We start from the raw sequence: 22,521 nt of genomic DNA, 5'->3' as shown, positions 1-22,521 counted from the left end.
GGACGCGACTGACCCGCTGCTGCCTATGCCTTGCGACCCAGAGCCTGCAAAACCGAGGCTACGGTGAGAAACGAGCCGAACACCACGATTCTATCATTCTCCCCTGCCCGTTCGCGCGCTGCCGCAAAGGCCTGGGCGGGATCCGGGTAAGCGGAGATGCCTGGTTTTTCGCCATCCGCCGGCGCAGGCGGCAGCGCGGCGGCGACCTGCTCCGCCAGCGCGTCTCCAGAGGTGCCGCGCGGACCCGGCAGGCCGGCGCAGTACCAGTTGTCGATGCGCGTGCCGAGCTTGGCGATGACGCCGGCCAGATCCTTGTCGTTGAGCATGCCGAACACCGCGTGGGTGTAGGGATGGAAGCCCATGTTGTCCAGGTTCTGCGCCAGCACCGCCGCGGCATGCGGATTGTGCGCCACGTCCAGGATCACCGCGGGCTGGCCCGGCAGGATCTGGAAACGGCCAGGCAGGGACGCCTGCAGCAAGCCCAGGCGCACGGCCTGCTGCGGCACCGGCAGGCGGTCGCGCACCGATTCCAGCGCGGCCAGCGCGGCCGAGGCGTTCAGCAATTGGTTGGCGCCGCGCAGCGCCGGATAGGCCAGTGAATTGCGCCGCTGCTCGCGGCCGCCGTAGGCCCATTGCTGGCGGTCGCCGGAATAGTTGAAGTCGCGCCCGAACAGCCACAGGTCCGCGCCGATTTCCTGGACGTGGTCCAGCAACGATTGCGGCGGCATCGGATCGCTGCAGATGGCCGGCCGGCCGCTGCGGTAGATGTGCGCTTTCTCGAAGCCGATCTTCTCGCGCGTGTCGCCCAGCCAGTCGGTGTGGTCCAGGTCCACGCTGGTGACGATGGAGCAATCGGCATCGACGATATTGACCGCATCCAACCGTCCGCCCAAGCCGACCTCCAGCACCACGGCGTCCAGCTTCGACTGCGAGAACAGCCGCAGGATCGCCAGCGTGGTGAACTCGAAATAGGTCAGCGACACGTCGCCGCGCGCGGCTTCGACCGCCTGGAACTGGGCGATCAGGGCCTCGTCCGTGGCGATCTGGCCGTTGATGCGGGCGCGTTCGTTGAAATTGATCAGGTGCGGGGATGTATACAGCCCGACCTTGTAGCCGGCCGCAAGCAGGATTGCCTCCAGCATGGCACAGGTGGAACCCTTGCCGTTGGTGCCGCCGACCACGAACTTCACGCCGGAAAGCTCCAGCCCCAGGCGCCCCGCCACTTCGCGCACCCGGTCCAGGCCCATGTCGATGGCGGTGGCGTGGATCGATTCCAGGTACTGCAGCCAATCGGACAGGGTGGCGGAAACGTCGGGCGTGCGGGCAGAAGACATGACAAAGCCGGTAGTGAGGTCAGCCTTCGATTTTAGCAGTCCGCGCCCGGTGTTTTCCCTAATCCCCCAGGGAGCGGCAAGGTATCCGCAGCGAAAAACTGCTTGCCACTATTTTTCTCATACATAAAAATAATTTCACGTATGAAAACTTAAACGGATCAACCATGACGCAAGGCAAGACCCCCGCCTGGCTGGTGCGCGAGGCCGACGTGCCCGGCTACCACCCCGCCAATCACACCGGCACCCTGAACCGGCGCCTGATCGGCCCGGACACCGTCGGCTCCCGGGGCGTGGAAGTGCTGCTGGGCGTGATCGACAAGGGCAAGGGCGCCCTGCCGCACGCCCACCCCGGCATCGAGCAGGTCTGCTACCTGCTGTCCGGCACGGCGCGCGCCCAGGTGCAGGACGAATGGGCCGACATGGGACCCGGCGACTGCTGCTACTTCCCTCCGGACATTCCGCACGTCTTCACCGTCACCAGCGACGAGCCCGCCCGCCTGTTGGTGATCTACACGCCCCCTTATGAAGAATCCCCAGACCGCGTGATACGCGGCTTTCCGGCGCCATCCCCAGCCGCTTGACGCGGCGCAGCCCCGGGCAGCGGACGCAGAAACCGCGCCTGGACCCGAAGCACACAGGAGACAAACCCATGAGACCACTAAGCCTGCTGGGCGCCGCCCTCATCGGCGGCGCGGCGCTGTTCGCCGGCCCCGCCGCCCACGCCACCGACTACCCAGCCAAACCCATTACCCTGATCGTCCCCTTTCCCGCCGGGTCCGGCACCGACGCCGTGGGCCGCATCTTCGGCGCCGAATTGGGCAACATCCTCGGCCAGCAGGTCGTGGTGGAGAACAAGCCCGGGGCCAACGCCACCATCGCCGCCAACTACGTGGCGCGCGCCAAGCCCGACGGCTACACGCTTTTCGTCACCACCAATACCTCGCATTCGGCCGCGCCCTGGCTGATGAAGAACGTGCCCTACGATCCGGTCAAGGATTTCACCCCCATCGCGCGCGGCGGCAACCTGCCCTTCATCCTGGTGGTGAACCCGAAACGCCCCTGGAAAACCGTGGGCGAACTGGTCGCCGACGCGCGCCAGCGTCCCGGCCGCATCACCTACGCCAGCGGCAACAGCACGGGCATCGTCGCCGGCGCCACGTTGGCGAACCGCGCCAAGATCGACATCCTGCACGTACCTTATAAAGGCACGCCGCAAGGGTTGACCGACGTGGTCGGCGGGCAGGTCGATTTCATGTTCACCGACCTGGCTTCCGGCCTGCCCTTCGTGCAATCGGGCCAGTTGCGCGCCCTGGCGGTATCGACCGCCGAACGCAGCGCCATCGTCCCGGACCTGCCGTCCATGGCCGAATCCGGCGTGCAGGATTTCGACCTGAACTCCTGGAACGGCTACTTCGGCCCGGCGGGCATGCCCCCGGAGATCGTGGCCAAGCTGAATGCCGCGATCAACCAGGTGGTCGCCAAGCCTGACGTGAAAAAGCGCTTGGCCGGCCTGGGATTCGACGCCTTCTCCAGCACGCCCGAGGCCTTTTCCCAGTTCGTCGGTGCCCAGCTGGACCTGTGGGGCAAGCTGATCCGCGACGCGGGAATCGAACAGCAATGAACGAGCGGCCGCAATCCGAAACCCCCGGCGGCCCGCTGGCGGGCGTGCGCATCCTGGACCTGAGCACCGTCGTGATGGGTCCCTATGCCACCCAGGTCCTCGCCGACCTGGGCGCCGACGTCATCAAGGTCGAGCCGCCGGCGGGCGACAACATGCGGGCCGTCGGCCCCATGCGCAACCCCGGCATGGGCCATATCTATCTGCACCTGAACCGCAACAAGCGATCGGTCGTGCTGGACCTGAAGACGCCGGAGGGACTGGAGGCCTGCCTGAAGCTGGCCGAAAGCTGCGACGCCCTGCTCTACAACATCCGCCCGCAGGCGATGGCCCGGCTGGGCCTGTCCTACGAGACGGTCGCGGCGCGCAATCCGCGCATCGTCTACCTGGGCGCCTACGGCTATGGCGAGGCCGGCCCGTACGCCGGGCGCCCCGCCTACGACGACCTGATCCAGGGCCAGACCGGCATCGCCGCCCTCTCTGCCCAGCACAGTGGAGACGTGCCGCGCTACGCGCCGCTGACCCTGGCCGACCGCGCGGTCGGGTTGCACGTCGGCATTGCGCTGGTGTCAGCGGTGCTGCATGCGCGCGGCACGGGGCAAGGCCAGCAGGTGGAAATCCCCATGTTCGAGGGCATGGCCCACCTCGTGCTGGGAGACCATCTCGGCGGCGCCACCTTCGATCCCCCGCTCGGCCCCACTGGTTACGCACGCCTGCTGGCGCCGCATCGCCGCCCCTACGCCACGGCCGATGGCTACATCAGCCTGCTGATCTATAACGACAAGCACTGGCGCAACTTCTTCGACCTGATCGACCGGCCCGAATTGTCGCGGGACCCGCGCTTCAGCACTCACGGCGCACGCGCCGCCCATATCGGCGAGGTCTACGCCTTCGTCGCCGACGTCATCGCCACCCGGGGCAGCCAGGACTGGCTGGAAGGCCTGGCGCAGGCGGACATTCCCGCCTCGCCGCTCTATTCCGTGGACGACCTGCTGCAGGACGAGCATCTGGCCGCGACCGGCTTCATCCGGAACATGGACCACCCCAGCGAGGGCCCGATACGCACGACCGCGCCGCTGGGCAGATACGAATGCACCCCCACCTCGATACGCCGCCCCGCTCCCAGGCTGGGCCAGCACAGCCGCGAGGTGCTGGCCGAAGCCGGCTATGACCCTGCCCGGATCGACGCCATGGCGGCCCGCGGCATCACCCTGGATGGAAACGACTGATGGACTTTGAATTCACCCCCGACCAGTTGGCGCTGCGGGACGCCGTGTCCCGCATCTGCGAACGCTATCCGGACGAATATTGGCTGGAACGCGACCGCGAAGGCGGCTTTCCGGAATCCCTGCATGCCGATCTGGCGCGCGACGGCTGGCTGGGCATCGCCATGCCGCAGGAATATGGCGGCGCAGGCTTGGGCATGACCGAAGCGGCGTTGATGATGCAGACCATCGCGGCCTCCGGCGCAGGCTTCACCGGCGCCTCGGCGGTCCATATGAATATCTTCGGCCTGAACCCGGTGGTGGTCTTCGGCAGCGACGAGCAGCGCCAGCGCTGGCTCGGGCCCCTGATCGCCGGCCGCGAAAAGGCCTGCTTCGCCGTCACCGAGCCCGACGCCGGGCTAGACACCACCAAGCTCAGCACCCGCGCCGTGCGCCAGGGCGACGAGTACGTGGTGCATGGCCGCAAGATCTGGATCTCGACCGCCCAGGTCGCCCACAAGATGCTGCTGCTGGCCCGCACCACCCCGCTGTCAGACGTCGACAAGCCCACCCAGGGCTTGTCGCTGTTCTATACGGATCTGGACCGCAGCAAGATAGAAGTGCGTGAAATCGAGAAGATGGGCCGCAAGGCGGTGGACTCGAACATGCTGTTCATCGACGGCCTGCGCATCCCCGTGGCCGACCGCATCGGCGAGGAAGGCCGCGGCTTCGAATACATCCTGCACGGCTTGAACCCCGAACGCATCCTGATCGCGGCCGAGGCCGTGGGCATCGGTCGCGCCGCATTGGACCGGGCGGTGAAATACGCCGGCGAGCGTACCGTGTTCGGACGCCCCATCGGGCAGAACCAGGGCATCCAGCACCCCCTGGCGCAAGCCTGGATGCAGCTCGAAGCCGCCGACCTGATGGTATTCAAGGCCGCCAGCCTGTATGACGCCGGCAAGCCCTGCGGCCCCTACGCCAACTCGGCCAAGTACCTGGCGGCCGAGGCCGGCTACAACGCCTGCCAGACCGCGGTCATGACCCTGGGCGGCATGGGTTACGCCAAGGAATACCACGTGGAGCGCCTGCTGCGCGAAAGCTTCATTCCCCGCATCGCGCCGGTCAGCCCCCAGCTGATCATGTGCTTCATCGCGGAAAAAGTGCTGGGGCTGCCCAAGTCCTACTGAGTAGCGGCGCTCGATAGGCGCCCAGGCCTGCCCGTCAGGCCTGCTGCTCCAGCGCGGTGCAGGCCGAGCGCAGGATACGCGCGTAGGCCTCCTGCTGCGGCTCGATCCGGTAGATCGGCCCGCCCACCGAAATTGCATAGTGTTCGCCGGACAGCGTAACGGGCCAGGCGATCGCACCCACGTCCGCAATGGATTCACCGCTGTTCATGAACCAGCCGCGCTGACGCGACAGCTCCAGATCCGCCAGCAGCGCGTCGCGCGTGACCAGGGTGCGCTCGTTGTGGCGGGTCATGGTCATGTCCGCGAGCATGGCGTCGCGGGTCGGCGCATCCAACAGCGACAGCAGCGCCTTTCCCAGCGAATTCGCGTGTACGTCCTTGAATTCGCCCGCAACCGGCGCGTATCTGATCGTATGCGGGGAGTCCAGCACATCCAGGTAGACCACCCGCCCGTCCTGGCTCAGCTTGGCGAAAACAATCGTTTCGCGTGTAGCGTCCCTTAATTCCGTGAGGCTGGGATAGACCCGGTCCAGCACCGGGTCGGCGCGGGCGATGCGCTGCGCCATGGCCAGCAACCTGCCGGTCGGGTAGTAGCCCTGGCGTCGGCCGGTTTCATACAGATAGCCCAGCCCCGTCAGGGTACGGATCAGGGCCAGGCAGCTGGACACCGGCACATCCAGCAGCCGGGCCAGTTCCGATAGTGGCAGCGCGCGCTTTTCGCGGGCATAGGTTTCGATGATTTCGATGACTCGCAGCGCCGTCTTGACACTCATTACCCGATCCGAACTATTTAGCACGTGAAACATCTGGACCGCCGGTGGCTAAAGTTCCCTACGGGCCTGCCGTTATCGTAGCTGAGAATTCCCTGAAAACAGCGCGTTCCTCCGAGACGCCCACATCGCCGTTGGAGTGATCATGGCCGTAACCCCCCTAGCCCCCGCATCGTTTGCACCAGCGCCGGTCGCGACCCCGCCGGTTGCTCCAGACCCCTCCGTGAGCGTCGCGCCCGCGGCCGCCGCAACGAACAGCGGGGCTTCGGACAGCGCGACATCGGATCAATCCGATTCGCAGAAGCTCCCCCTGGACAAGGCCCTGGATGAAATCAATGATCAGATGAAGGCCTGGTCCACCCAGCTCCAGTTCGAAATCGACCCCAACGTGCACCAGGTAGTGGTTTCGGTGATCGACGCGGAATCGGGTGACGTCATACGCACGATCCCCAGCGAAACACTGCTGAAAATCGCCAAAATGATCGTGAACATGCAAGGAAATGGCATTAAAACGACGGCTTGATTCGACCCTGATTTCCTGCGCCGTCCGCCGCCATCGAGCGGGCCAACCATGGAAGCGTCGAATTAGGCCCGCCTAATGCCCTTACCCGGCCAATCGCTGACACCGTATTTTTGACAAAATCGCATCGCTAGGAAGGAATTTCACATGGCCTCTATCACCAACCTCGGCTCGGTTTCCGGCTTGCCTCTGGAAGAAACCCTGAAGAAATTGCAGGACGCCGAGGACAAAAAGCTCTCGATCTACGACACGCGCACGGCAAGCTACAAGACCCGCATCGATGCATATTCGAAGCTGCAGAGCGCGTTGGAAGCGGTCCAGAAGGCCGCCGGGGTCCTGGGTAAGGCCGAAACCTTGGCGGCGATCAAGGGCAGCGTCACCGGCGGAACCGCGTTGACGGCCACCGTGGCCGCCGAGGGCGTCGTCGCGGGCCAATACACCATCGCGGTCAACAAGCTGGCCAAGTCCCAGACCCTCCAATCCAGCAGCGTCAGTGACCGCACCGCCAAGAACGGCGATGCAGGTTCCTTCGAAATCGAGCTGAGCAACGGTACCAAACAGACCATAGACCTCAAGGGCGACACCTCGCTCAACGGTATCGTCAAGGCCATCAACGCCGATGACAAGGCAGGCGTGCGCGCCACGGTCATCAACGACGGTAACGGCAACAACTACCTGATGCTGACCGCCAAGGACACCGGCGTCCAGGCTTCCGTCAAGTCCATCACCGTCACGGGCGACCAGTCGCTCAAGGACATCCTGAGCTTCAGCACCGATGCCGGCGGCGTAACCACCGGCATGGCAAACACGAAGGCGCAGGACGCGGAGGTCGTGATCAACGGCATCACCGTGAAGAGCGGCTCGAACAACATCGACAAGGCAATCGACGGCGTGACGCTGAACCTGTCCGAGGAAACCCCGGCGGACAAACCCATCACGCTCAAGCTGGAAGCGGACCCGACCGTGGCGACCAAGGCCGTGAAGGACTTCGTCACCGTCTACAACACGCTGCAGTCCACCATCAAGGACCTGACCGCATTCGACGCCAAGGCGGCGACCAATCAGCCCCTGACGGGCGACGGCACGACCCGCTCGATCCAATGGGCCCTGAGCAATGCACTGCAGGGCGTCCTGGGCGGAAACGTCGTGAAATCCCTGGCGGATCTGGGCATCACGACCGACCCGATGAACCGTCAACTGAAGCTGGACCAGACCAAGCTCGACAAGGCGCTCAAGGAAAACTCTGCCGACGTCACCAAACTGTTGACGGGCGAAAACGGCCTGGCCAAGCAGATGGAAGCCGCCTTCAAGGACGTGCTCGGCGCCAATGGCTCGCTGAAAACCCGTCAAGACGGACTGACCAAGACCATCGACGACCTCGCGGCCCAGAAAGCTCGCGCCAAAGCCAGCAGCGATGCCGAAATGGACCAGCTGCGCACGCGCTTTGTTCAGCTGGATAAGTTCGTCTCGCAGTTGGGCGTCACCGGCAACTACCTGACTCAGCAATTTGCGGCGATGAACAAATCGTCCAAGTAAACCTAGAAGATGCATTAAATGACTTATGCCGCCCGCCGCCCCCTAGGGTCCCAATCTGTCCGCTCCTACGCCGATATCGGCCTGGAAACCCAGATTCTGGGCGCAAGCCCCGAGCGGCTGATCACCCTGCTCTACATGGGCGCGCGCGCGGCCATCGGACAGGCGCGCCTACACCTGCAGGAAGGGCGGATCGCCGAACGCGGCGCGGCAATCTCGAAAGCGATCAAGATCGTTGACGAAGGCCTGAAGATGGGCCTGAACATGGAGGCGGGCGGCGATATCGCTGCCAATCTTTCGCTGCTTTACGACTACATCGTCCGCACTCTTCTGATGGCCAATCTCAAGGCTGACGTCGAACAGTTGGACATAGCCGACCGTCTGCTGGCGGATCTGGCCGAAGCTTGGCAGACCTCCATAGATCGGCCAGCCGGCGGGATGCAGCCCTGATGGCCCGGAATACAAATTTAGCCAGCCATCGACCGCCCGAGATTTCCATGACGTCCCTGACCCAGTACACCCACCCCATCCTGGAGCACTACCAGGAGATCGCCCATATCACGAACGACATGCTGTCTGCTGCGCAAGCGGGTGACTGGGATGCCGCGATGGTTCTTGGGCAGCAATACTGCGAACAAGTCGAGCGCCTGCGGCTGACCGACATCAGCATGCCTCTGGACGAAGCCGGGCGCGCCATGAAGTACGACCTGCTGGTCCGGATACTGGAAAACGACGCGCTCACCCGCGACCTGGCGCTGCCGCAACTGGCCCGCCTGGGCGACCTGCTGGGACGCATGAAGCGCCAGCAAACCCTGCTGTCCGCCTACGGCTACCAGGCGCCTGAAGAATGAGCGTAGGTCCTGCCGCACTCGGCAACGTCCTGGTGCAGCGGCTGGACGCCGTGCTGGGCACGACGATGTCCGCCGCCAGCGCCAACCAGGTCTCCGGCGCCCGCCCCGACGCAGTCAGCCAGCCTGGCAGCCTGGAAAAACCCGGCGCTTCGGACGGATCGACACGCGATCCGCGGCAAGGCATACAGCCCGGTGGCGCCCGCGGCGACCGCCCCAATACTGTCGTCGACCCCAAAATCGCCGCGGCGCTGGCGCTGGCCGCGCGTGGCCTGGTCACCAGCAGCGACACCACCGCCTCGGCCCCAACCACGCTGGGCACGACGGCGCGCACGATTCTTGCCTTGCTCGCCCAATTTCCGGAGGCCGCGCCAGCGGTACAGGGCCGCGCGCCCTTGTGGACCACCGATGCGCAGCCGGGCCAATCCGCCGCCAGCGCCAACCCCACGCCCGCACCGCAAGCAGGCCAACAAACAGCGCAAACCGCTACGCAAACCCTCCAGCCGATGCCTGGCCAGGCATCGGCACAGGCTCCCTCCCAGCAAGCCTCCGCGCTCGCCGCCTCGGCCGCGGCAACCCTTGACGGCGACACGCCGGCGACCGGCGCCAAACAGGATCGGCCCGCCGGACCCGGCGTAAATCCCGGCGCAGCCAAAGGACCCGACGCCGCAGCGCATGCCGCCCTGGCGGCTGGCGGACCTTCCGCGCGCGCGCTGGGACAGGCTCTGCGCCAGGCGCTGCAAGGCAGCGGCCTGTTTTACGAGTCCCATCTGACCGACATGGTCTTCGGCCGCGCCAACCCTGAGCAATTGCGCAACGAACCGCAGGCCGTGCTCGGCAAGAATCCGCCAGCGCAAGATGCCGCGCCCTCGCGGCCGCGGGCGGGCAACGCCCCCAGCGGCCGTGCAGGCGCCGACCCCGCGCCGGGCGGCGCAGCCTCCTCTACCTCATCGGCCCCCGGCACGCCCATCACCGGCATACACCAGGACCTGACCGTACTCGTCCGCCAGCAACTGGACGTGCTGGCCAACCAGGCGCTGACCTGGCAAGGCGAAGCCTGGCCCGGCGCGCCCATGGAATGGGAAGTCGAGCGCGACCCCTACGGCGGCGACCCCGAGTCGGCAGTTTCCACCTGGGCCACGCGCCTGAAGCTGGACCTGCCCCGCCTGGGCCTGGTCGATGCCCGACTGAACCTGGCCGGCGATCAGATCGTCCTGCAACTCGTCGCGCCGCACAGCGCGGCCGAGATCAATGACTCCTCGGACGCGCTGCGTTCGCGCCTGCTGGCAACCGGCCTGACCTTGAGCAATCTGTCGGTAAGCGTGGTCGAACCGCGCCTCGACATTCCCGCCGATATCTGATGAGCCGCCTCACCCCCCATCCGGAATCGGACCCGAACTCCGGCCGCAACGCGGCGGTCGCCATTTCCTACGAAGAAAAGGACGGCGCTCCGCGCGTCGTCGCCAAGGGCTACGGCCAGCTCGCGGACACCATCGTCCGCGCCGCGCAGGAAAACGGTCTCTACGTCCACGAGTCGCGCGAACTGGTCGGCCTGCTGATGCAGGTGGACCTGGACGCACATATTCCTCCCCAACTCTATGTAGCGGTGGCAGAATTGCTGGCCTGGCTCTACCGCCTGGAATCGCGCGAGTTCCCCGAACCCGCCCCACCCGCCTGACCCTATTACCTGAGGAAGACCAAAGTGTTGGATGCCAGCGACCCGGAGTTCCTGCTGACCCGGCCTGACGAGATGCGTTCGGCCCTGTTCGAACTCACCCACCCCGACAGCCACATCCTGGTACGCGACGCCGCGGACCGGGAGATGGCCGTGCTGATCCTCGGCGTGGACAAGCAGGCCGGCGAATTCTTCTGGAGGCCGCGCGATTACGCCGGCGCGGACTTCGAGCAGTCCGACTCCATGGGCTTGCTGAGCGGCACCACCTTCCACTTCCATGCCACCGCCTATGGCGGCGTGCAGATCCGCTTTCGCGTGCAGCGGCCCCAGATCATTCATTTCGACGACAGCAGCGCCGCGCTGGTATCGCCGTTCCCGGAACGCCTGGCCCGCATCCAGCGCCGCAAGATGTTCCGCGCGTCCCTGATCGCGGCCGCCAACGTATGCCGCGCCAGTTGGCAAGCCACGCCCAACGACAAGCCCTACGCGTTCACGATACGCGACATCTCGGTCGACGGCGTAGGCCTGCGCGCAGGACTCGCGGTCTCCGCCCTGCCGGAACGCGGCACCGTGCTGGAAAATGTGCAACTGGATTTTGGCGACCAGGGCAAGCTCAACGCCAGCCTGGAAGTGCGCAATGTATACCCGGTTTCCGGGCAGCCCATGGTCTCATCCGCCGATCCGGACGAGCCGGCGGCAAGGCATGTTTCGCTGACTGGCGAACCGCCCGTCAGCCACCTGGGAGCCGTCTTCCTGAATCTGGATGCGCGCCAGGAAAACTGGCTGCAGCAGGTAGTCTGGCGCCTGGAAAGAGGCGCCCAGCGCAATTGATACCTGATGTGGCGGGGCCATGCGCTGCAAGCGCCCCGCCCCTGATGCCTGCTGCGCTTGCGGCGTACGCGCAAGCGCTGTTCCCGCGACGGGACTCAGACCGCCATCGAGGAAATTTCCTTGTAGGCCGCAACCAGCTTGTTGCGCACCTGCACCGCCGTCTGGAAGCCGATGCTGGCCTTCTGCATGTCGATCATGACGTCGTTGAGGGAAATATCGGGCGCTCCCAGCTCGAACGCCTTGGCCTGGGCCGTAGCGGCATTCTGGGCGGAAGTGACGCGACGGATGGAGCGTTGCAGCTCCGCGGCAAAGCCGTCCGGCTGACCAACCATTTCACCCGCGCTGAGATTACCGGTCTCCGCCTTGCTCACTACCGCGCGCATCTGCTGAAGCATGCTTTCGATGCCGGACAAGCCTGACACAGCCATTACCTGATTCCTTGCTGGTTGGGATTACACCAATTGTGCGCACAGCGTAACGCCAACTCCGCCGGTTCATAGCCGACAAGAACCGCCAAAAAACCCGACATTTCCACGAATGCAGCCGCTTGCCGTCAGGGCGGCCGCGGCTTTGTCCGCCTTGTCGGGGACATAGGAGATAAGTAACGCCAAAAACCGGCCGTTTTCAACGATTGGGATGGACGTCTCAGGGGCAATAATCCACGCTCTCCCCAGACCAGAAGCACGTTGCATGTGTAATCTGCCCTACCCAGACATGAAGTCCCAATTCCAGCTCCGCGTGGCCAGCGGGGGCCGCCAATGAACCAGCAGGCCACCCTGAGTTCGTCGCTGCTGACGAAGTTCCCCGTGCTGGAGAAGGTGCGCGCGCTGCCCAAGCCTGTCCTGCTGGGCGCGGCGGCGGCTCTCGTCGCGGTCATCGTCGCCGTGGCGATGTGGAGCAGCGAGCCCAAGTACAAGGTGCTCTTCTCGAACCTGGACGACCGCGATGGCGGCGCCATCGTGGCGGCGCTCGGCACGATGAACGTGCCCTACCGCTACAACGAAACCGGCACCGCCGTGCTGGTTCCGGCCGACCGCGTGTACGACGCCCGTCTGCAACTGGCGTCCCAGGGGCTGCCGCGCGGCGGCTCCGTCGGTTTCGAACTGATGGACAACGCCCGATTCGGCGCCAGCCAGTTCACGGAACAGATCAACTACCAGCGCGGCCTGGAAGGCGAGCTGGCGCGTTCGATCGAAGCCATGCACACCGTGCAGCACGCCCGCGTGCATCTGGCCATGCCGCGCCAGTCGCTGTTCGTGCGCGAACGCCAGGCGCCCACCGCCTCGGTGCTGCTGAACATGCATCCGGGGCGCAGCCTGAGCGACGCCCAGGTCTCCGCGATTTCCTGGCTGGTGGCCTCGAGCGTCCCCGAACTCACCGCCGAAAACGTATCCATCGTGGACCAGAACGGCCGCCTGCTGTCGGCGCCGATGGGCGAAGGCCGCGGCATGGACGCCGACCAGATGCGCTTCGTGCGCGAAATGGAACAACGCACGGTCGAACGCATCCTCACCATCCTCAATCCGCTGGTCGGCCCGGGCAATGTGCACGCCCAGGCCAGCGCCGACGTCGACTTCGCCCGCCGCGAAGAAACCTCCGAGGTCTACCGCCCGAACCAGGAGCCCGGCCAGGCCGCCGTGCGCAGCCAGCAAACCAGCGACTCGACCCAGCGCGGCATCAATCCCGCGCAAGGCGTGCCTGGCGCGCTGTCGAACCAGGCGCCGGCCAATCCGCAGGCTCCCATCGCCAACCCGCCGCAACCCCAGCCGCCCCGCCCCGGCCAGCCGCAGCAACCCGCCAATGCCCAGCAGCAGACCGGCACGCAGGCGGTCACCGGCAACCTCAATGAACGCCGCGACGCCACCACCAACTACGAAGTAGACCGCACGATCAGCCACATCAAGCAGCCGGTGGGCAACCTCAAGCGCCTGTCGGTCGCCGTGGTCGTCAACTACATGCGCGACAAGGACGGCGAACTGCAGCCCCTGCCGCCTGAAGAACTGAACAAGCTGACCAACCTCGTGCGCGAAGCCATGGGCTACTCCGAGACCCGCGGCGATTCGCTCAACCTGGTCAACAGCCAATTCAACGACGGCCCGCCGCCGGTGCCGATGTGGCGCGATCCGGAAATGATCTCGCTGTTCAAGACGATCCTGGCCTGGCTGGTCGGTGGCGTGCTGGCGCTGTGGCTGTATCGCCTGCTGCGCCGCACGGTGGGCGACTACCTCTACCCGCCGGTCGATCCGGAACAGGCTGAAGCCGAACGCATCGAAGCCGCACGCGAGGCCCAGGACGCGGCCCGCGCCAAGGAAGTGGACCGCTACCAAGACAACCTGGAACGCGCCCGCACGATGGCCACCAAGGATCCGCGCGCCGTCGCGATGGTTCTGCGCACCTGGATGAACAAAGATGAAAAATGATTCCACCCCGCTGGACGGCATGACGCGCAGCGCCGTGCTGATGATGTCGCTGGGCGAAGATGCCGCGGCCGAGGTCTTCAAGTACCTCGGCGCCCGTGAAGTCCAGCAGGTCGGCGCCGCCATGGCCAGCCTGAAACAGGTCACGCGCAGCGACGTTGCGGTGGTGCTGGAAGAGTTCCGCCAGGAGGCCGACCAGTTCATGGCTGTAACGCTGGGTTCGGACGACTACATCCGCACCGTGCTGACCAAGGCCCTGGGCAGCGACCGCGCGGCCGGCCTGATCGAAGACATCCTCGAAGCCGGCGAAGGCGGCAGCGGCATCGATGCGCTGAACTGGCTCGATCCGAACACCGTCGCAGAACTGATCGGCGACGAACACCCGCAGATCATCGCGACCATCCTGGTGCATCTGGAGCGCGACCGCGCCGCCGGCGTGCTGGCGCTCCTGACGGACCGTCTGCGCAACGACGTGATGCTGCGCATCGCCACTTTCGGCGGCGTGCAGCCAGCAGCGCTGTCCGAGCTCACGGAAGTCCTGAATTCGGTCCTGGCCGGCCAGGGCGCAAAGCGCAGCAAGATGGGCGGCGTGCGCACCGCGGCCGAGATCCTCAACATGATGAACTCGACCCAGGAAGAAACCGTGGTCGCCAGCCTGCGCGAGCGCGACAACGACCTGGCGCAGAAGATCATCGACGAGATGTTCGTCTTCGACAACCTGCTCGACGTCGAGGATCGCGCCATCCAGCTCATCCTCAAGGAAATCGACAACGACACGCTCATGGTTGCGCTCAAGGGCGCCCCGGAAGAGCTGCGCGCCAAGTTCCTGCGCAACATGTCCAGCCGCGCCGCCGAAATGCTGCGCGAAGACCTGGACGCGCAAGGTCCGATCCGCATGTCCAAGGTCGAGACCGAGCAGAAGAAGATCCTGCAGATCGCGCGCCGCCTGGCCGAGAGCGGCCAGATCGTCCTGGGCAACCAGGGAGACGACACCTATGTCTGAGGTCGACAGCGGCGCCACGGCGCTCATCTCGCGCAGCGCCGCCTGGCGGCGTTGGCAGATGCTGTCGTTCGACGAGCCCGCGGTCGTCGAAGCCGAGCCGGAACCCGAACCCGACCCCGGGCCGGATCCCGAAGTGGTGATGGCCCAGCTGCGCGCCCAGGCGCTTGCCGAAGGCCGCGAGGAAGGCCACGCGCTGGGCCACGCCGCCGGCCTCGAAGTTGGCCAACAGGCTGGCTATGAGGCCGGGCTCGCCGCCGGCCGCGAACAAGGCTACGCAGAAGGCCTCGTCCAGGCCCGCGAACAGGGCGCCGCGGAAGCGCAGCGCCTGCATGCGCTGGTAGAGGCTTGCGCCGCGTCCCTAGGCTCGCTCGAGGAAAAAATGGGCCAAGGCCTGCTGACCCTGGCTCTCGACATCGCCCAGCAGGTCGTGCGCACCACGCTCGCCGACCAGCCGGAAACCGTCGTCAACGCCGTGCGCGAAGTGCTGCACATCAATCCCACCGCCGGCGGCCAGATGCGCCTGTGGGCCAACCCCGAAGACATCGAACTGATCCGCCTGCATCTGGCGGACGAGCTCAAGGAAGGCCACTGGCGCGTTCTGGCCGATGAGTCCATCTCGCGCGGCGGCTGTCGCGCCGAAACGCCCTTCGGCGACATCGACGCCACCTTGCAGACGCGCTGGCGCCGGGTCGCGGCCTCGCTGGGCCGCAACGTCTCCTGGGAGGAGCCGGTGTGAGCGCCAATCCGGCTCCCGCCCTGCCCGGCCAGCCGGCCGCGCCCGCTACCGCGGTGCCGGTCATCGACCGCTGGCAGACTCAGCTACAGATCGGCTCGATCCGCGCGGCCTCGACCGACCCGTGGCTCGTCAGCGGCAAGATCACGCGCGCCACCGGCCTGGTGCTGCACGCCACCGGCCTGCGTCTGCCCGTCGGGGCGGCCGCCCGCATCGAAATCGCCCGCGGCCACGACCACTGGGCGGATGCAGAAGTCGTAGGCTTCGACGGCCACACCCTCTATCTGATGCCGCAGGCGGATATTTCCGGCTTGCCGCCCGGCGCGCGCGTCGTGCCTGGCGAGCCTCCCGTGCAACGCCAGATCCCGCTGCCGCGCAAGGCCGAACTGAACGGCAACGCCAAGCCGCAGCTGGGCCGCCACCTGCCGGTCGGCAACGCCCTGCTGGGCCGGGTGCTGGACGGCGCCGGCCGGCCGCTGGACGGACTGGGTCCGCTCAATGGCGCCGAACTCGCCCCCCTGTCCGCCCAGCCGATCAACCCGCTGTCGCGCGCACCCATCGATACGGTGCTCGACACCGGCGTGCGCGCCATCAACGGCCTGCTCACCGTGGGCCGGGGGCAGCGCATGGGCCTGTTCGCCGGTTCCGGCGTCGGCAAGAGCGTGTTGCTCGGCATGATGGCTCGCTACACCAAGGCCGACGTGATCGTCGTCGGGCTGATCGGCGAACGCGGCCGCGAAGTCAAGGAATTCATCGAGCACAACCTCGGCCCCGAAGGCCTGGCGCGCTCGGTCGTGGTGGCTGCGCCGGCCGACGTGTCGGCGCTGTTGCGCCTGCAAGGCGCCGCCTACGCCACGCGCCTGGCCGAACACTTCCGCGATCAGGGCCTGGACGTGCTCCTGATCATGGATTCGCTGACCCGCTACGCCATGGCGCAGCGCGAAATCGCGCTGGCCATCGGCGAGCCGCCTGCCACCAAGGGCTATCCGCCCTCCGTCTTCGCCAAGCTGCCGACGCTGGTCGAACGCGCGGGCATGGGCGCGCCCGGACCGTCCGGCAAAGCAGGCTCGATCACTGCGTTCTACACCGTGCTGGCCGAAGGCGACGACCAACAGGATCCGATCGCGGATTCGGCCCGCGCCATCCTGGACGGCCACGTCGTGCTGTCACGCCACCTGGCCGAAGCCGGCCACTACCCGGCCATCGACATCGAAGCGTCGATCTCGCGCGCCATGACCTCGCTGATCACGCCCGAGCAGTTCGCCGTGGTGCGACGCTTCAAGCAAAGCCTGTCGCGCTACCAGCGCAACCGCGATCTGATCGCGGTGGGCGCCTACGCCGCCGGCAATGACCCGCAGCTGGACGACGCCATCGCCCGCTATCCGCGCCTGGAAGCCTTCCTGCAGCAAGACATAGGCGAAAACGTCGGCTATGAAGCCGCCGTCAACCAACTGCAGGCCAGTTTCGAATTGAGGAACGCTTATGCCTAGCCAATTGCCTTTGGACATGCTGATCAACCTGGCCAAAGAGAGCACGGACGAAGCCGCCCGCCTGCTCGGCAGGCTCAGCGCCGAACGCACCAACGCCGAACGCCAGCTATCCATGCTGCACGACTACCGCCAGGACTACCTGGAACGACTGCAACAGGCGATGACCAGCGGAATGTCGGCCAGCGACTGCCATAACTACCAGCGCTTCATCAGCACGCTGGACGACGCCATCAGCCAGCAACAAGGCGTGTTGCGCCAGGCGGACGACAACCTCGCCAAGGGCCGGCTTTACTGGCAACAGGAAAAACGCAAGCTCAACTCCTACGACGCCCTGGCGCAGCGCGAACTGCGCGCCCAGGCCGTCGTGGAATCCCGCCGCGAACAGCGCGCCAACGATGAATACTCCGCCCGCCTGGTCCAACGCCAGACCGGCATGCATTAAGCAATACCTCACAGGAAGCCCCAGATGAACGCTCCCCTGCCCCTGCCCTCCATCGCGCCCGCCGCGCCCTCGTCGATCGCCGACGCGCTCGGCGCCAAGAGCGCGCCTGTAAACAAGAAGGGCCCCAGCTTCTCCGACGTGCTGGCCCAGCAGCGTCCCGCGCAACAACGCCCCAGCCAGGCCGCCGATTCGCGGCCCGCGAACAACGGCGCCAAGACGTCCGCTGATGGCAAGACTTCCAGCGACCCGGCCGCCCGCGCCGAAGGCGCCGCCGCCGGCGCCATCGACGAGGCGGTGCAAACCGCCGCGCAGGCCGAGGCAGGCGCGCTGGCCGTCGCGGCCGCGCAACCCGCGGTCATTCTCCCGCAGCAAGCCCTGGAAATCGCGGCCCAGGCCGCAGAACAAGTGCAGCTCGCACGCGGCAACGCCGCCGCTGCCGCCGCAGCGATGAGCAGCGGCGCCGCCGTTCTGACCGCCGCGCTGAATGCCGCCGACGCCGCGCCCGCAACGCAGGCGCAGGCCGCTGCCATCGCCGCCTCTGGCGCTGTCGGCCTGACCGCTCCACAAGCAGAGGCTGCCGCCGCGCTTGCCGCCCGCGAGGCCGAAATCGCCGTGCCGGTCGTCACCGCGGCAGCCAAGCCCGGCACTGACGCGGCGGCAGTCGCGCAAGCGCCGGTCCGCACCCCGGCCGCTGCCGCGCCCGTCAAGGCCGAAACGCCGCGACTCGCCGCGGAAGTCGCGCTGCCCCGTCCCGCGCGCGATGCGCGCCCGGCTGCGGACCACGCCGCCATGCCTGAACAGACCGAAGAAACGCCGGCCCTGGCCAGCGCCCAACAGCAATTCCAGGCGCCGCAACATGGCGCCTCGGCCCAGGACCACCTGGCCCAGGCGCTTGCCGCAGCCGCGCAGCGTCCTGCCGCCGCTCCGGTTGCAAATCCGGCAGCTGTCGCCGCACCCGTCGTACCGGTGGTGCTTCAAGTCGCCACTCCCGTGGGCGGCACCCATTGGGGCACAGAGCTCGGCCAACAAGTCGTCATGATGAGCCACAGCGCACGCCAGGGCATGCAAACTGCCGAACTGCGCCTCGATCCGCCCGATCTGGGTCCGCTGCGCGTCAGCCTGAACCTGACGGACGGCGTAGCCAGCGCTTCGTTCGTGTCGGCCCACGCCTCGGTCCGCCAGGCGATCGAAACCGCGATCCCGCAACTGCAGCAGGCGCTGGCCCAGGCTGGCATCTCGCTGGGTCAGACCAGCGTGGGTGAACAAGCCGCCCAACAGGAGTTCGCGCAGCAAGGCGGCAACGGCTCGCAGCGCCATGCCGGCGGCAGCCAGACTGGCGCCGAGGCCGCGGCTGAAGCCCCCATTGCGGTGGCAACCCCGCGCAACGCCAACGCGCTGGTGGACACCTTCGCCTGACAAAGCAACGCATCGCCTCTGGCCACGGCTGCGGGCGGTGCAGCAATAGCTTGAGATACGCGGCTTTCGCCCTGTTTTTCGCCTCCAAGCGGAAGCGGCATTTGGGGCAGAATGCTTTCATCCACTAAGAACCCGTTTTCATCAGCGGCAAAACACGCATCGACACCGAGATGGCGACTTCCAAACCTTCACCCATGCCTGCGCGCGGCGCGCCTTCTTCCCGCTCCGGCGGCATGGGCCGTATTCTTCGCCCCTTGCTGGCAATCCTGGTCCTGCTCATCGTTGCCGCGGCCAGCGCCGGCGCCACCTGGTTCATCACCCAACGGATGCAGCCGCAGAACAGCGCAACCGTGCAGCTCGGCGTCGGTCAAGTGCCCGCCGGACAGCCTGGCCAACCCGGCCAGCCGGGTCAGCCGGAACAAGGCCCGCAAGCCACCCCGACCACCTTTGTCGCGCCGCCGGCCAACCCGGTCGCCGTGCCCGCTCCGATCTTCGTGCCGATCGAACCCTTTACCGTCACGCTGCAAAATCCGGATACGGAACGCATCATGCATGTGGGCCTGACGCTGCGCGTCAGCGACGAGCAGACCCGTACGCGCCTCGAAAAGTACATGCCTGAAGTGCGCAGCCGCATCCTGATGGTGCTGTCGTCGCAATCGCCCACCGGCGTGCAGACTCAGCAAGGCAAGACCGACATGGCCAACGCGATCAAGCAGGCCGTGAATCGCCCCTTCTCGCCCCTGCCGGACGGCCAGTATGTCACCGACGTACTGTACACGGCGTTCGTGGTGCAATAAGCATGGCCTACGAGGCATTTCTTTCGCAGGACGAGGTTGATGCGCTGTTGGCGGGCGTCACCGGCGAAAGCGACAGCAAAACTACCGCCGCGGACCCGAACGCCGGCGCCCGCGCTTACGACCTGAGTTCGCCGGACCGCGTCGTGCGGCGCCGCATGCAGACGCTGGAGCTCATCAACGAGCGTTTCGCCCGGCAGATGCGCCATGTGCTGCTGAACTTCATGCGCCGCAGCGCCGACATTACCGTAGGTTCGATCAAGATCCAGAAGTACGCGGATTTCGAACGCAACCTGCCCGTGCCGAGCAATCTGAACATGATTCAGATGAAGCCCCTGCGCGGCACGGCCCTCTTCACCTATGATCCGAACCTGGTGTTCCTGGTCATCGACAGCCTGTTCGGCGGCGATGGCCGCTACCACACGCGCGTCGAAGGCCGGGACTTCACCACGACCGAACAGCGCATCATCCGGCGCCTGCTCAACCTGACCCTGGAAAGCTACGGCAAGTCCTGGGATCCCGTCTACCCGATCGAATTCGAGTACGTGCGCTCGGAGATGCACACCAAGTTCGCCAGCATCACCGGCAACAATGAAGTGGTGGTCGTCACCTCGTTCCACATCGAATTCGGCGCGACCGGCGGCGACCTGAACATCTGCCTGCCCTATTCCATGATCGAACCGGTGCGCGATCTGCTGACGCGCCCGCTGCAGGAAACCACACTCGAAGAAGTGGACCAGCGCTGGGCGCAGCAGCTCTCGCGCCAGGTGCGCAGCGCCGATATCGACGTGGTTGCGGAATTTGCCCGCATTCCCTCGTCGATCCGCGAACTGATGAGCCTGAAAGTCGGCGACGTCCTTCCCGTGACCGTACCCGAAACCATAGTCGCCAGCGTCGACGGCGTGCCGTTGATGGATTGCGGCTACGGCGTCTTCAATGGCCAGTACGCCTTGCGCGTACAGAACATGTTTACCCACGATACAGAATCCAACGAGGCCTCTGACCATGACTGACAAGAACGAGCCCGGTACCGGCTCGTCCCCGGCCGACGACTGGGCCGACGCGCTCGCCGAACAATCCCGCGCCAATCCGCCCACCCAGGCCGACGGCCTGAAGCCCCAGGACGACTGGGCCGCAGCCATGGCCGAGCAGACCAGTGCGGCGGCGCCCGCTGCCGCGCCGGCTCCCGCAGCGGCGGCGCCTGCCACTCCTGCCGCAGCCGCCCAACCTGCCGCGCAATCCGTATTCAAACCCCTGGCCGGCGCCACCGGCGGCGCGGGCGCGGATATCGACCTGATCATGGACGTACCCGTCCAGCTGACGGTCGAGCTGGGCCGCACCCGCCTGACCATCAAGAACCTGCTCCAGCTGGGCCAGGGTTCCGTGGTCGAGCTGGACGGCCTGGCAGGCGAGCCGATGGACATCTTCGTCAACGGCTACCTGATCGCCCAGGGCGAAGTCGTGGTCGTGGAAGACAAGTACGGTATCCGCCTGACCGACATCATCACGCCGTCCGAGCGGATCAACCGCTTGAACAACCGCCGCTGATCCTGGCGTCATGGACGATTCCGCCCTCCTGCGCGTCTTTGCCGGCCTGATCCTGGTCGTGGCCGCCATCCTGGCCTCGGCCTGGCTGGCGCGCCGCGCCGGGCTGACACAGCGCGGCGGCGGCAGCCTGTTGCGGCAGGTCGCAAGCCTGCCCGTCGGTCCGCGCCAGAGCATCGTGGTGGTGGAAGTCGAGAACACCTGGCTGGTGGTGGGCGTCGGCCCGAACCAGCTCAATACCCTGCATACCCTGCCCGCCGGCCAACTGCCGGAGGCTTCGACCTTGCCCGCGGCCGCCTTCGCGGCCAAGCTGGGCCAGGCGCTCAAGCGCCGCTAGCGCTGCCGCGCCCTCCAAGCGACACCCATGAGTTTGCTCACCAGCACGACACCCGTCCGCGCCCGGCCCGGCGCGCTACACCTGCTCGGCGCCGCCGCCCTGCTAGGCCTGGCCCTGTTTCCCGCGGGTGTCGTCGCGCAGGCCACCTTGCCCGCGCTGACCGCAACGCCGGGTCCGAACGGTTCCGAAACCTATTCGCTCAGCATGCAGACCCTGCTGCTGATGACCTCGCTGTCGTTCCTGCCCGCCGCGCTGCTCATGATGACGGGCTTCACCCGCATCATCATCGTGCTGGGCCTGCTGCGCAGCGCCATGGGAACGGCCATGTCGCCGCCCAACCACGTGCTGATCGGCCTGGCGCTGTTCCTGACCTTCTATACGATGTCGCCGGTATTCGACAAGATATACACCGACGCCTACAAGCCGCTGTCCGAAGGCTCGATCCAGTTCGAGGCAGCCGTCGAGCGCGCCGCCGCGCCGCTGCGCACCTTCATGCTGCACCAGACGCGCGAGAACGATCTGTCGCTGTTCGCCAACCTGGCCAAGCAGCCCGCCCTGGAAGACCCTACTCAGGTGCCTCTGCGCATCCTGGTGCCGGCATTCATCACCAGCGAACTCAAGACCGCCTTCCAGATCGGCTTCACCATCTTCATTCCCTTCCTCATCATCGACCTGGTCGTCGCCAGCGTGCTGATGGCGCTGGGCATGATGATGGTTCCTCCGGTGACGGTGGCCCTGCCCTTCAAGCTGATGCTTTTCGTGCTGGCCGACGGCTGGAACCTGCTCATGGGCTCCCTGGCCCAGAGCTTCTATCAATAACG

The 22,521-nt window shown here is 66.3% G+C and carries 25 protein-coding genes; 22 read left to right on the top strand and 3 right to left on the bottom strand.

Features of this window, described 5'->3' with window-relative positions; all coding sequences use genetic code 11:
* Nucleotides 1–23: 23 nt before the first annotated feature.
* Nucleotides 24–1,334, bottom strand: a complete 1,311-nt coding sequence (folC, locus tag ACZ5YA_RS03260; RefSeq protein WP_118933661.1) for a bifunctional tetrahydrofolate synthase/dihydrofolate synthase — start codon at nt 1,332–1,334, stop codon at nt 24–26.
* 164 nt (nt 1,335–1,498) lie between these two features.
* Between folC and ACZ5YA_RS03255 the strand changes: the two genes are divergently transcribed.
* From ACZ5YA_RS03255 to ACZ5YA_RS03240, 4 genes are all read left to right on the top strand, one after another.
* Complete coding sequence (locus ACZ5YA_RS03255; RefSeq protein ID WP_118933660.1) at nt 1,499–1,915, top strand: cupin domain-containing protein; 417 nt, start codon at nt 1,499–1,501, stop codon at nt 1,913–1,915.
* A 68-nt stretch (nt 1,916–1,983) separates the two neighbouring features.
* A complete protein-coding gene (locus tag ACZ5YA_RS03250) occupies nt 1,984–2,955 on the top strand; it encodes a Bug family tripartite tricarboxylate transporter substrate binding protein (RefSeq protein WP_059380362.1) in 972 nt (323 codons plus the stop codon).
* Nucleotides 2,952–4,181: a CaiB/BaiF CoA transferase family protein gene (locus ACZ5YA_RS03245; RefSeq protein WP_464092009.1), complete on the top strand. Its 1,230-nt coding sequence runs from the start codon at nt 2,952–2,954 to the stop codon at nt 4,179–4,181. The genes ACZ5YA_RS03250 and ACZ5YA_RS03245 overlap by 4 nt, the downstream gene beginning before the upstream one ends.
* The gene (locus ACZ5YA_RS03240) at nt 4,181–5,347 is read left to right on the top strand and encodes an acyl-CoA dehydrogenase family protein (protein ID WP_464092008.1); all 1,167 of its coding nucleotides are present in this window, start codon (nt 4,181–4,183) and stop codon (nt 5,345–5,347) included. The genes ACZ5YA_RS03245 and ACZ5YA_RS03240 overlap by 1 nt, the downstream gene beginning before the upstream one ends.
* Before the next feature lie 34 nt (nt 5,348–5,381).
* Here ACZ5YA_RS03240 and ACZ5YA_RS03235 read toward each other — a convergent pair whose 3' ends face one another.
* Entirely contained in the window at nt 5,382–6,119 is a 738-nt protein-coding gene (locus ACZ5YA_RS03235) for an IclR family transcriptional regulator (RefSeq protein WP_464092007.1), read from the bottom strand.
* Between the two features lie 142 nt (nt 6,120–6,261).
* On the opposite strand from ACZ5YA_RS03235, the gene ACZ5YA_RS03230 reads away from it, so the two are divergent.
* The 7 genes from ACZ5YA_RS03230 to ACZ5YA_RS03200 all read left to right on the top strand — a co-directional run bounded on the left by ACZ5YA_RS03230 (nt 6,262) and on the right by ACZ5YA_RS03200 (nt 11,523).
* Nucleotides 6,262–6,639 (top strand): flagellar protein FlaG, encoded by a 378-nt coding sequence (locus ACZ5YA_RS03230; RefSeq protein WP_464092006.1) that lies wholly within the window; start codon nt 6,262–6,264, stop codon nt 6,637–6,639.
* Nucleotides 6,640–6,783: 144 nt separating this feature from the next.
* Entirely contained in the window at nt 6,784–8,172 is a 1,389-nt protein-coding gene (fliD, locus tag ACZ5YA_RS03225; protein WP_118933655.1) for a flagellar filament capping protein FliD, read from the top strand.
* Between the two features lie 18 nt (nt 8,173–8,190).
* Nucleotides 8,191–8,619, top strand: coding sequence for a flagellar export chaperone FliS (gene fliS, locus ACZ5YA_RS03220; protein ID WP_118933654.1), 429 nt, complete (start codon nt 8,191–8,193; stop codon nt 8,617–8,619).
* A 47-nt stretch (nt 8,620–8,666) separates the two neighbouring features.
* Nucleotides 8,667–9,020: a flagellar protein FliT gene (locus ACZ5YA_RS03215; RefSeq protein ID WP_464092005.1), complete on the top strand. Its 354-nt coding sequence runs from the start codon at nt 8,667–8,669 to the stop codon at nt 9,018–9,020.
* The gene (fliK, locus tag ACZ5YA_RS03210; RefSeq protein ID WP_464092004.1) at nt 9,017–10,378 is read left to right on the top strand and encodes a flagellar hook-length control protein FliK; all 1,362 of its coding nucleotides are present in this window, start codon (nt 9,017–9,019) and stop codon (nt 10,376–10,378) included. The genes ACZ5YA_RS03215 and fliK overlap by 4 nt, the downstream gene beginning before the upstream one ends.
* Nucleotides 10,378–10,695, top strand: coding sequence for an EscU/YscU/HrcU family type III secretion system export apparatus switch protein (locus ACZ5YA_RS03205; RefSeq protein ID WP_464092003.1), 318 nt, complete (start codon nt 10,378–10,380; stop codon nt 10,693–10,695). Before fliK ends, ACZ5YA_RS03205 begins: the two co-directional genes overlap by 1 nt.
* Nucleotides 10,696–10,719: 24 nt before the next feature.
* The gene (locus tag ACZ5YA_RS03200) at nt 10,720–11,523 is read left to right on the top strand and encodes a flagellar brake protein (RefSeq protein ID WP_464092002.1); all 804 of its coding nucleotides are present in this window, start codon (nt 10,720–10,722) and stop codon (nt 11,521–11,523) included.
* 95 nt (nt 11,524–11,618) lie between these two features.
* Here the strand turns inward: ACZ5YA_RS03200 and fliE are convergent, their stop codons facing one another.
* Nucleotides 11,619–11,951 (bottom strand): flagellar hook-basal body complex protein FliE, encoded by a 333-nt coding sequence (gene fliE / locus ACZ5YA_RS03195; RefSeq protein ID WP_054456696.1) that lies wholly within the window; start codon nt 11,949–11,951, stop codon nt 11,619–11,621.
* Nucleotides 11,952–12,281: 330 nt separating this feature from the next.
* Here fliE and fliF point away from each other — a divergent pair, with 330 nt between their 5' ends.
* The 11 genes from fliF (at nt 12,282) to fliP (ending at nt 22,519) form a co-directional block, all read left to right on the top strand.
* Entirely contained in the window at nt 12,282–13,943 is a 1,662-nt protein-coding gene (fliF, locus tag ACZ5YA_RS03190; RefSeq protein WP_118933649.1) for a flagellar basal-body MS-ring/collar protein FliF, read from the top strand.
* Complete coding sequence (gene fliG, locus ACZ5YA_RS03185) at nt 13,933–14,943, top strand: flagellar motor switch protein FliG (protein WP_054456694.1); 1,011 nt, start codon at nt 13,933–13,935, stop codon at nt 14,941–14,943. The genes fliF and fliG overlap by 11 nt, the downstream gene beginning before the upstream one ends.
* Nucleotides 14,936–15,679 carry a flagellar assembly protein FliH gene (fliH, locus tag ACZ5YA_RS03180; RefSeq protein WP_059380374.1) on the top strand — a complete coding sequence of 248 codons (744 nt, stop codon included), beginning with the start codon at nt 14,936–14,938 and terminating at the stop codon, nt 15,677–15,679. The genes fliG and fliH overlap by 8 nt, the downstream gene beginning before the upstream one ends.
* Nucleotides 15,676–17,166, top strand: a complete 1,491-nt coding sequence (gene fliI, locus ACZ5YA_RS03175; protein WP_059380375.1) for a flagellar protein export ATPase FliI — start codon at nt 15,676–15,678, stop codon at nt 17,164–17,166. Before fliH ends, fliI begins: the two co-directional genes overlap by 4 nt.
* Nucleotides 17,159–17,608, top strand: coding sequence for a flagellar export protein FliJ (fliJ, locus tag ACZ5YA_RS03170; protein WP_054456691.1), 450 nt, complete (start codon nt 17,159–17,161; stop codon nt 17,606–17,608). The genes fliI and fliJ overlap by 8 nt, the downstream gene beginning before the upstream one ends.
* Before the next feature lie 24 nt (nt 17,609–17,632).
* On the top strand, nt 17,633–19,024 hold the full coding sequence (locus tag ACZ5YA_RS03165) for a flagellar hook-length control protein FliK (protein ID WP_464092001.1): 1,392 nt from the start codon (nt 17,633–17,635) through the stop codon (nt 19,022–19,024).
* A 170-nt stretch (nt 19,025–19,194) separates the two neighbouring features.
* Nucleotides 19,195–19,821 (top strand): flagellar basal body-associated protein FliL, encoded by a 627-nt coding sequence (gene fliL, locus ACZ5YA_RS03160; protein ID WP_059380377.1) that lies wholly within the window; start codon nt 19,195–19,197, stop codon nt 19,819–19,821.
* 2 nt (nt 19,822–19,823) lie between these two features.
* On the top strand, nt 19,824–20,831 hold the full coding sequence (gene fliM, locus ACZ5YA_RS03155) for a flagellar motor switch protein FliM (protein WP_464092000.1): 1,008 nt from the start codon (nt 19,824–19,826) through the stop codon (nt 20,829–20,831).
* Entirely contained in the window at nt 20,824–21,366 is a 543-nt protein-coding gene (gene fliN, locus ACZ5YA_RS03150) for a flagellar motor switch protein FliN (protein ID WP_464091999.1), read from the top strand. The genes fliM and fliN overlap by 8 nt, the downstream gene beginning before the upstream one ends.
* A gap of 10 nt (nt 21,367–21,376) precedes the next feature.
* Nucleotides 21,377–21,700: a flagellar biosynthetic protein FliO gene (fliO, locus tag ACZ5YA_RS03145; RefSeq protein WP_280016428.1), complete on the top strand. Its 324-nt coding sequence runs from the start codon at nt 21,377–21,379 to the stop codon at nt 21,698–21,700.
* Between the two features lie 27 nt (nt 21,701–21,727).
* The gene (gene fliP / locus ACZ5YA_RS03140) at nt 21,728–22,519 is read left to right on the top strand and encodes a flagellar type III secretion system pore protein FliP (RefSeq protein WP_059380381.1); all 792 of its coding nucleotides are present in this window, start codon (nt 21,728–21,730) and stop codon (nt 22,517–22,519) included.
* Nucleotides 22,520–22,521 lie beyond the last annotated feature (2 nt).

This window comes from Achromobacter sp. JCM 18799 (assembly GCF_055395645.1).
Note: the sequence above shows the minus strand (reverse complement) of the source record. Positions and strands in the feature narration are given on the sequence as shown.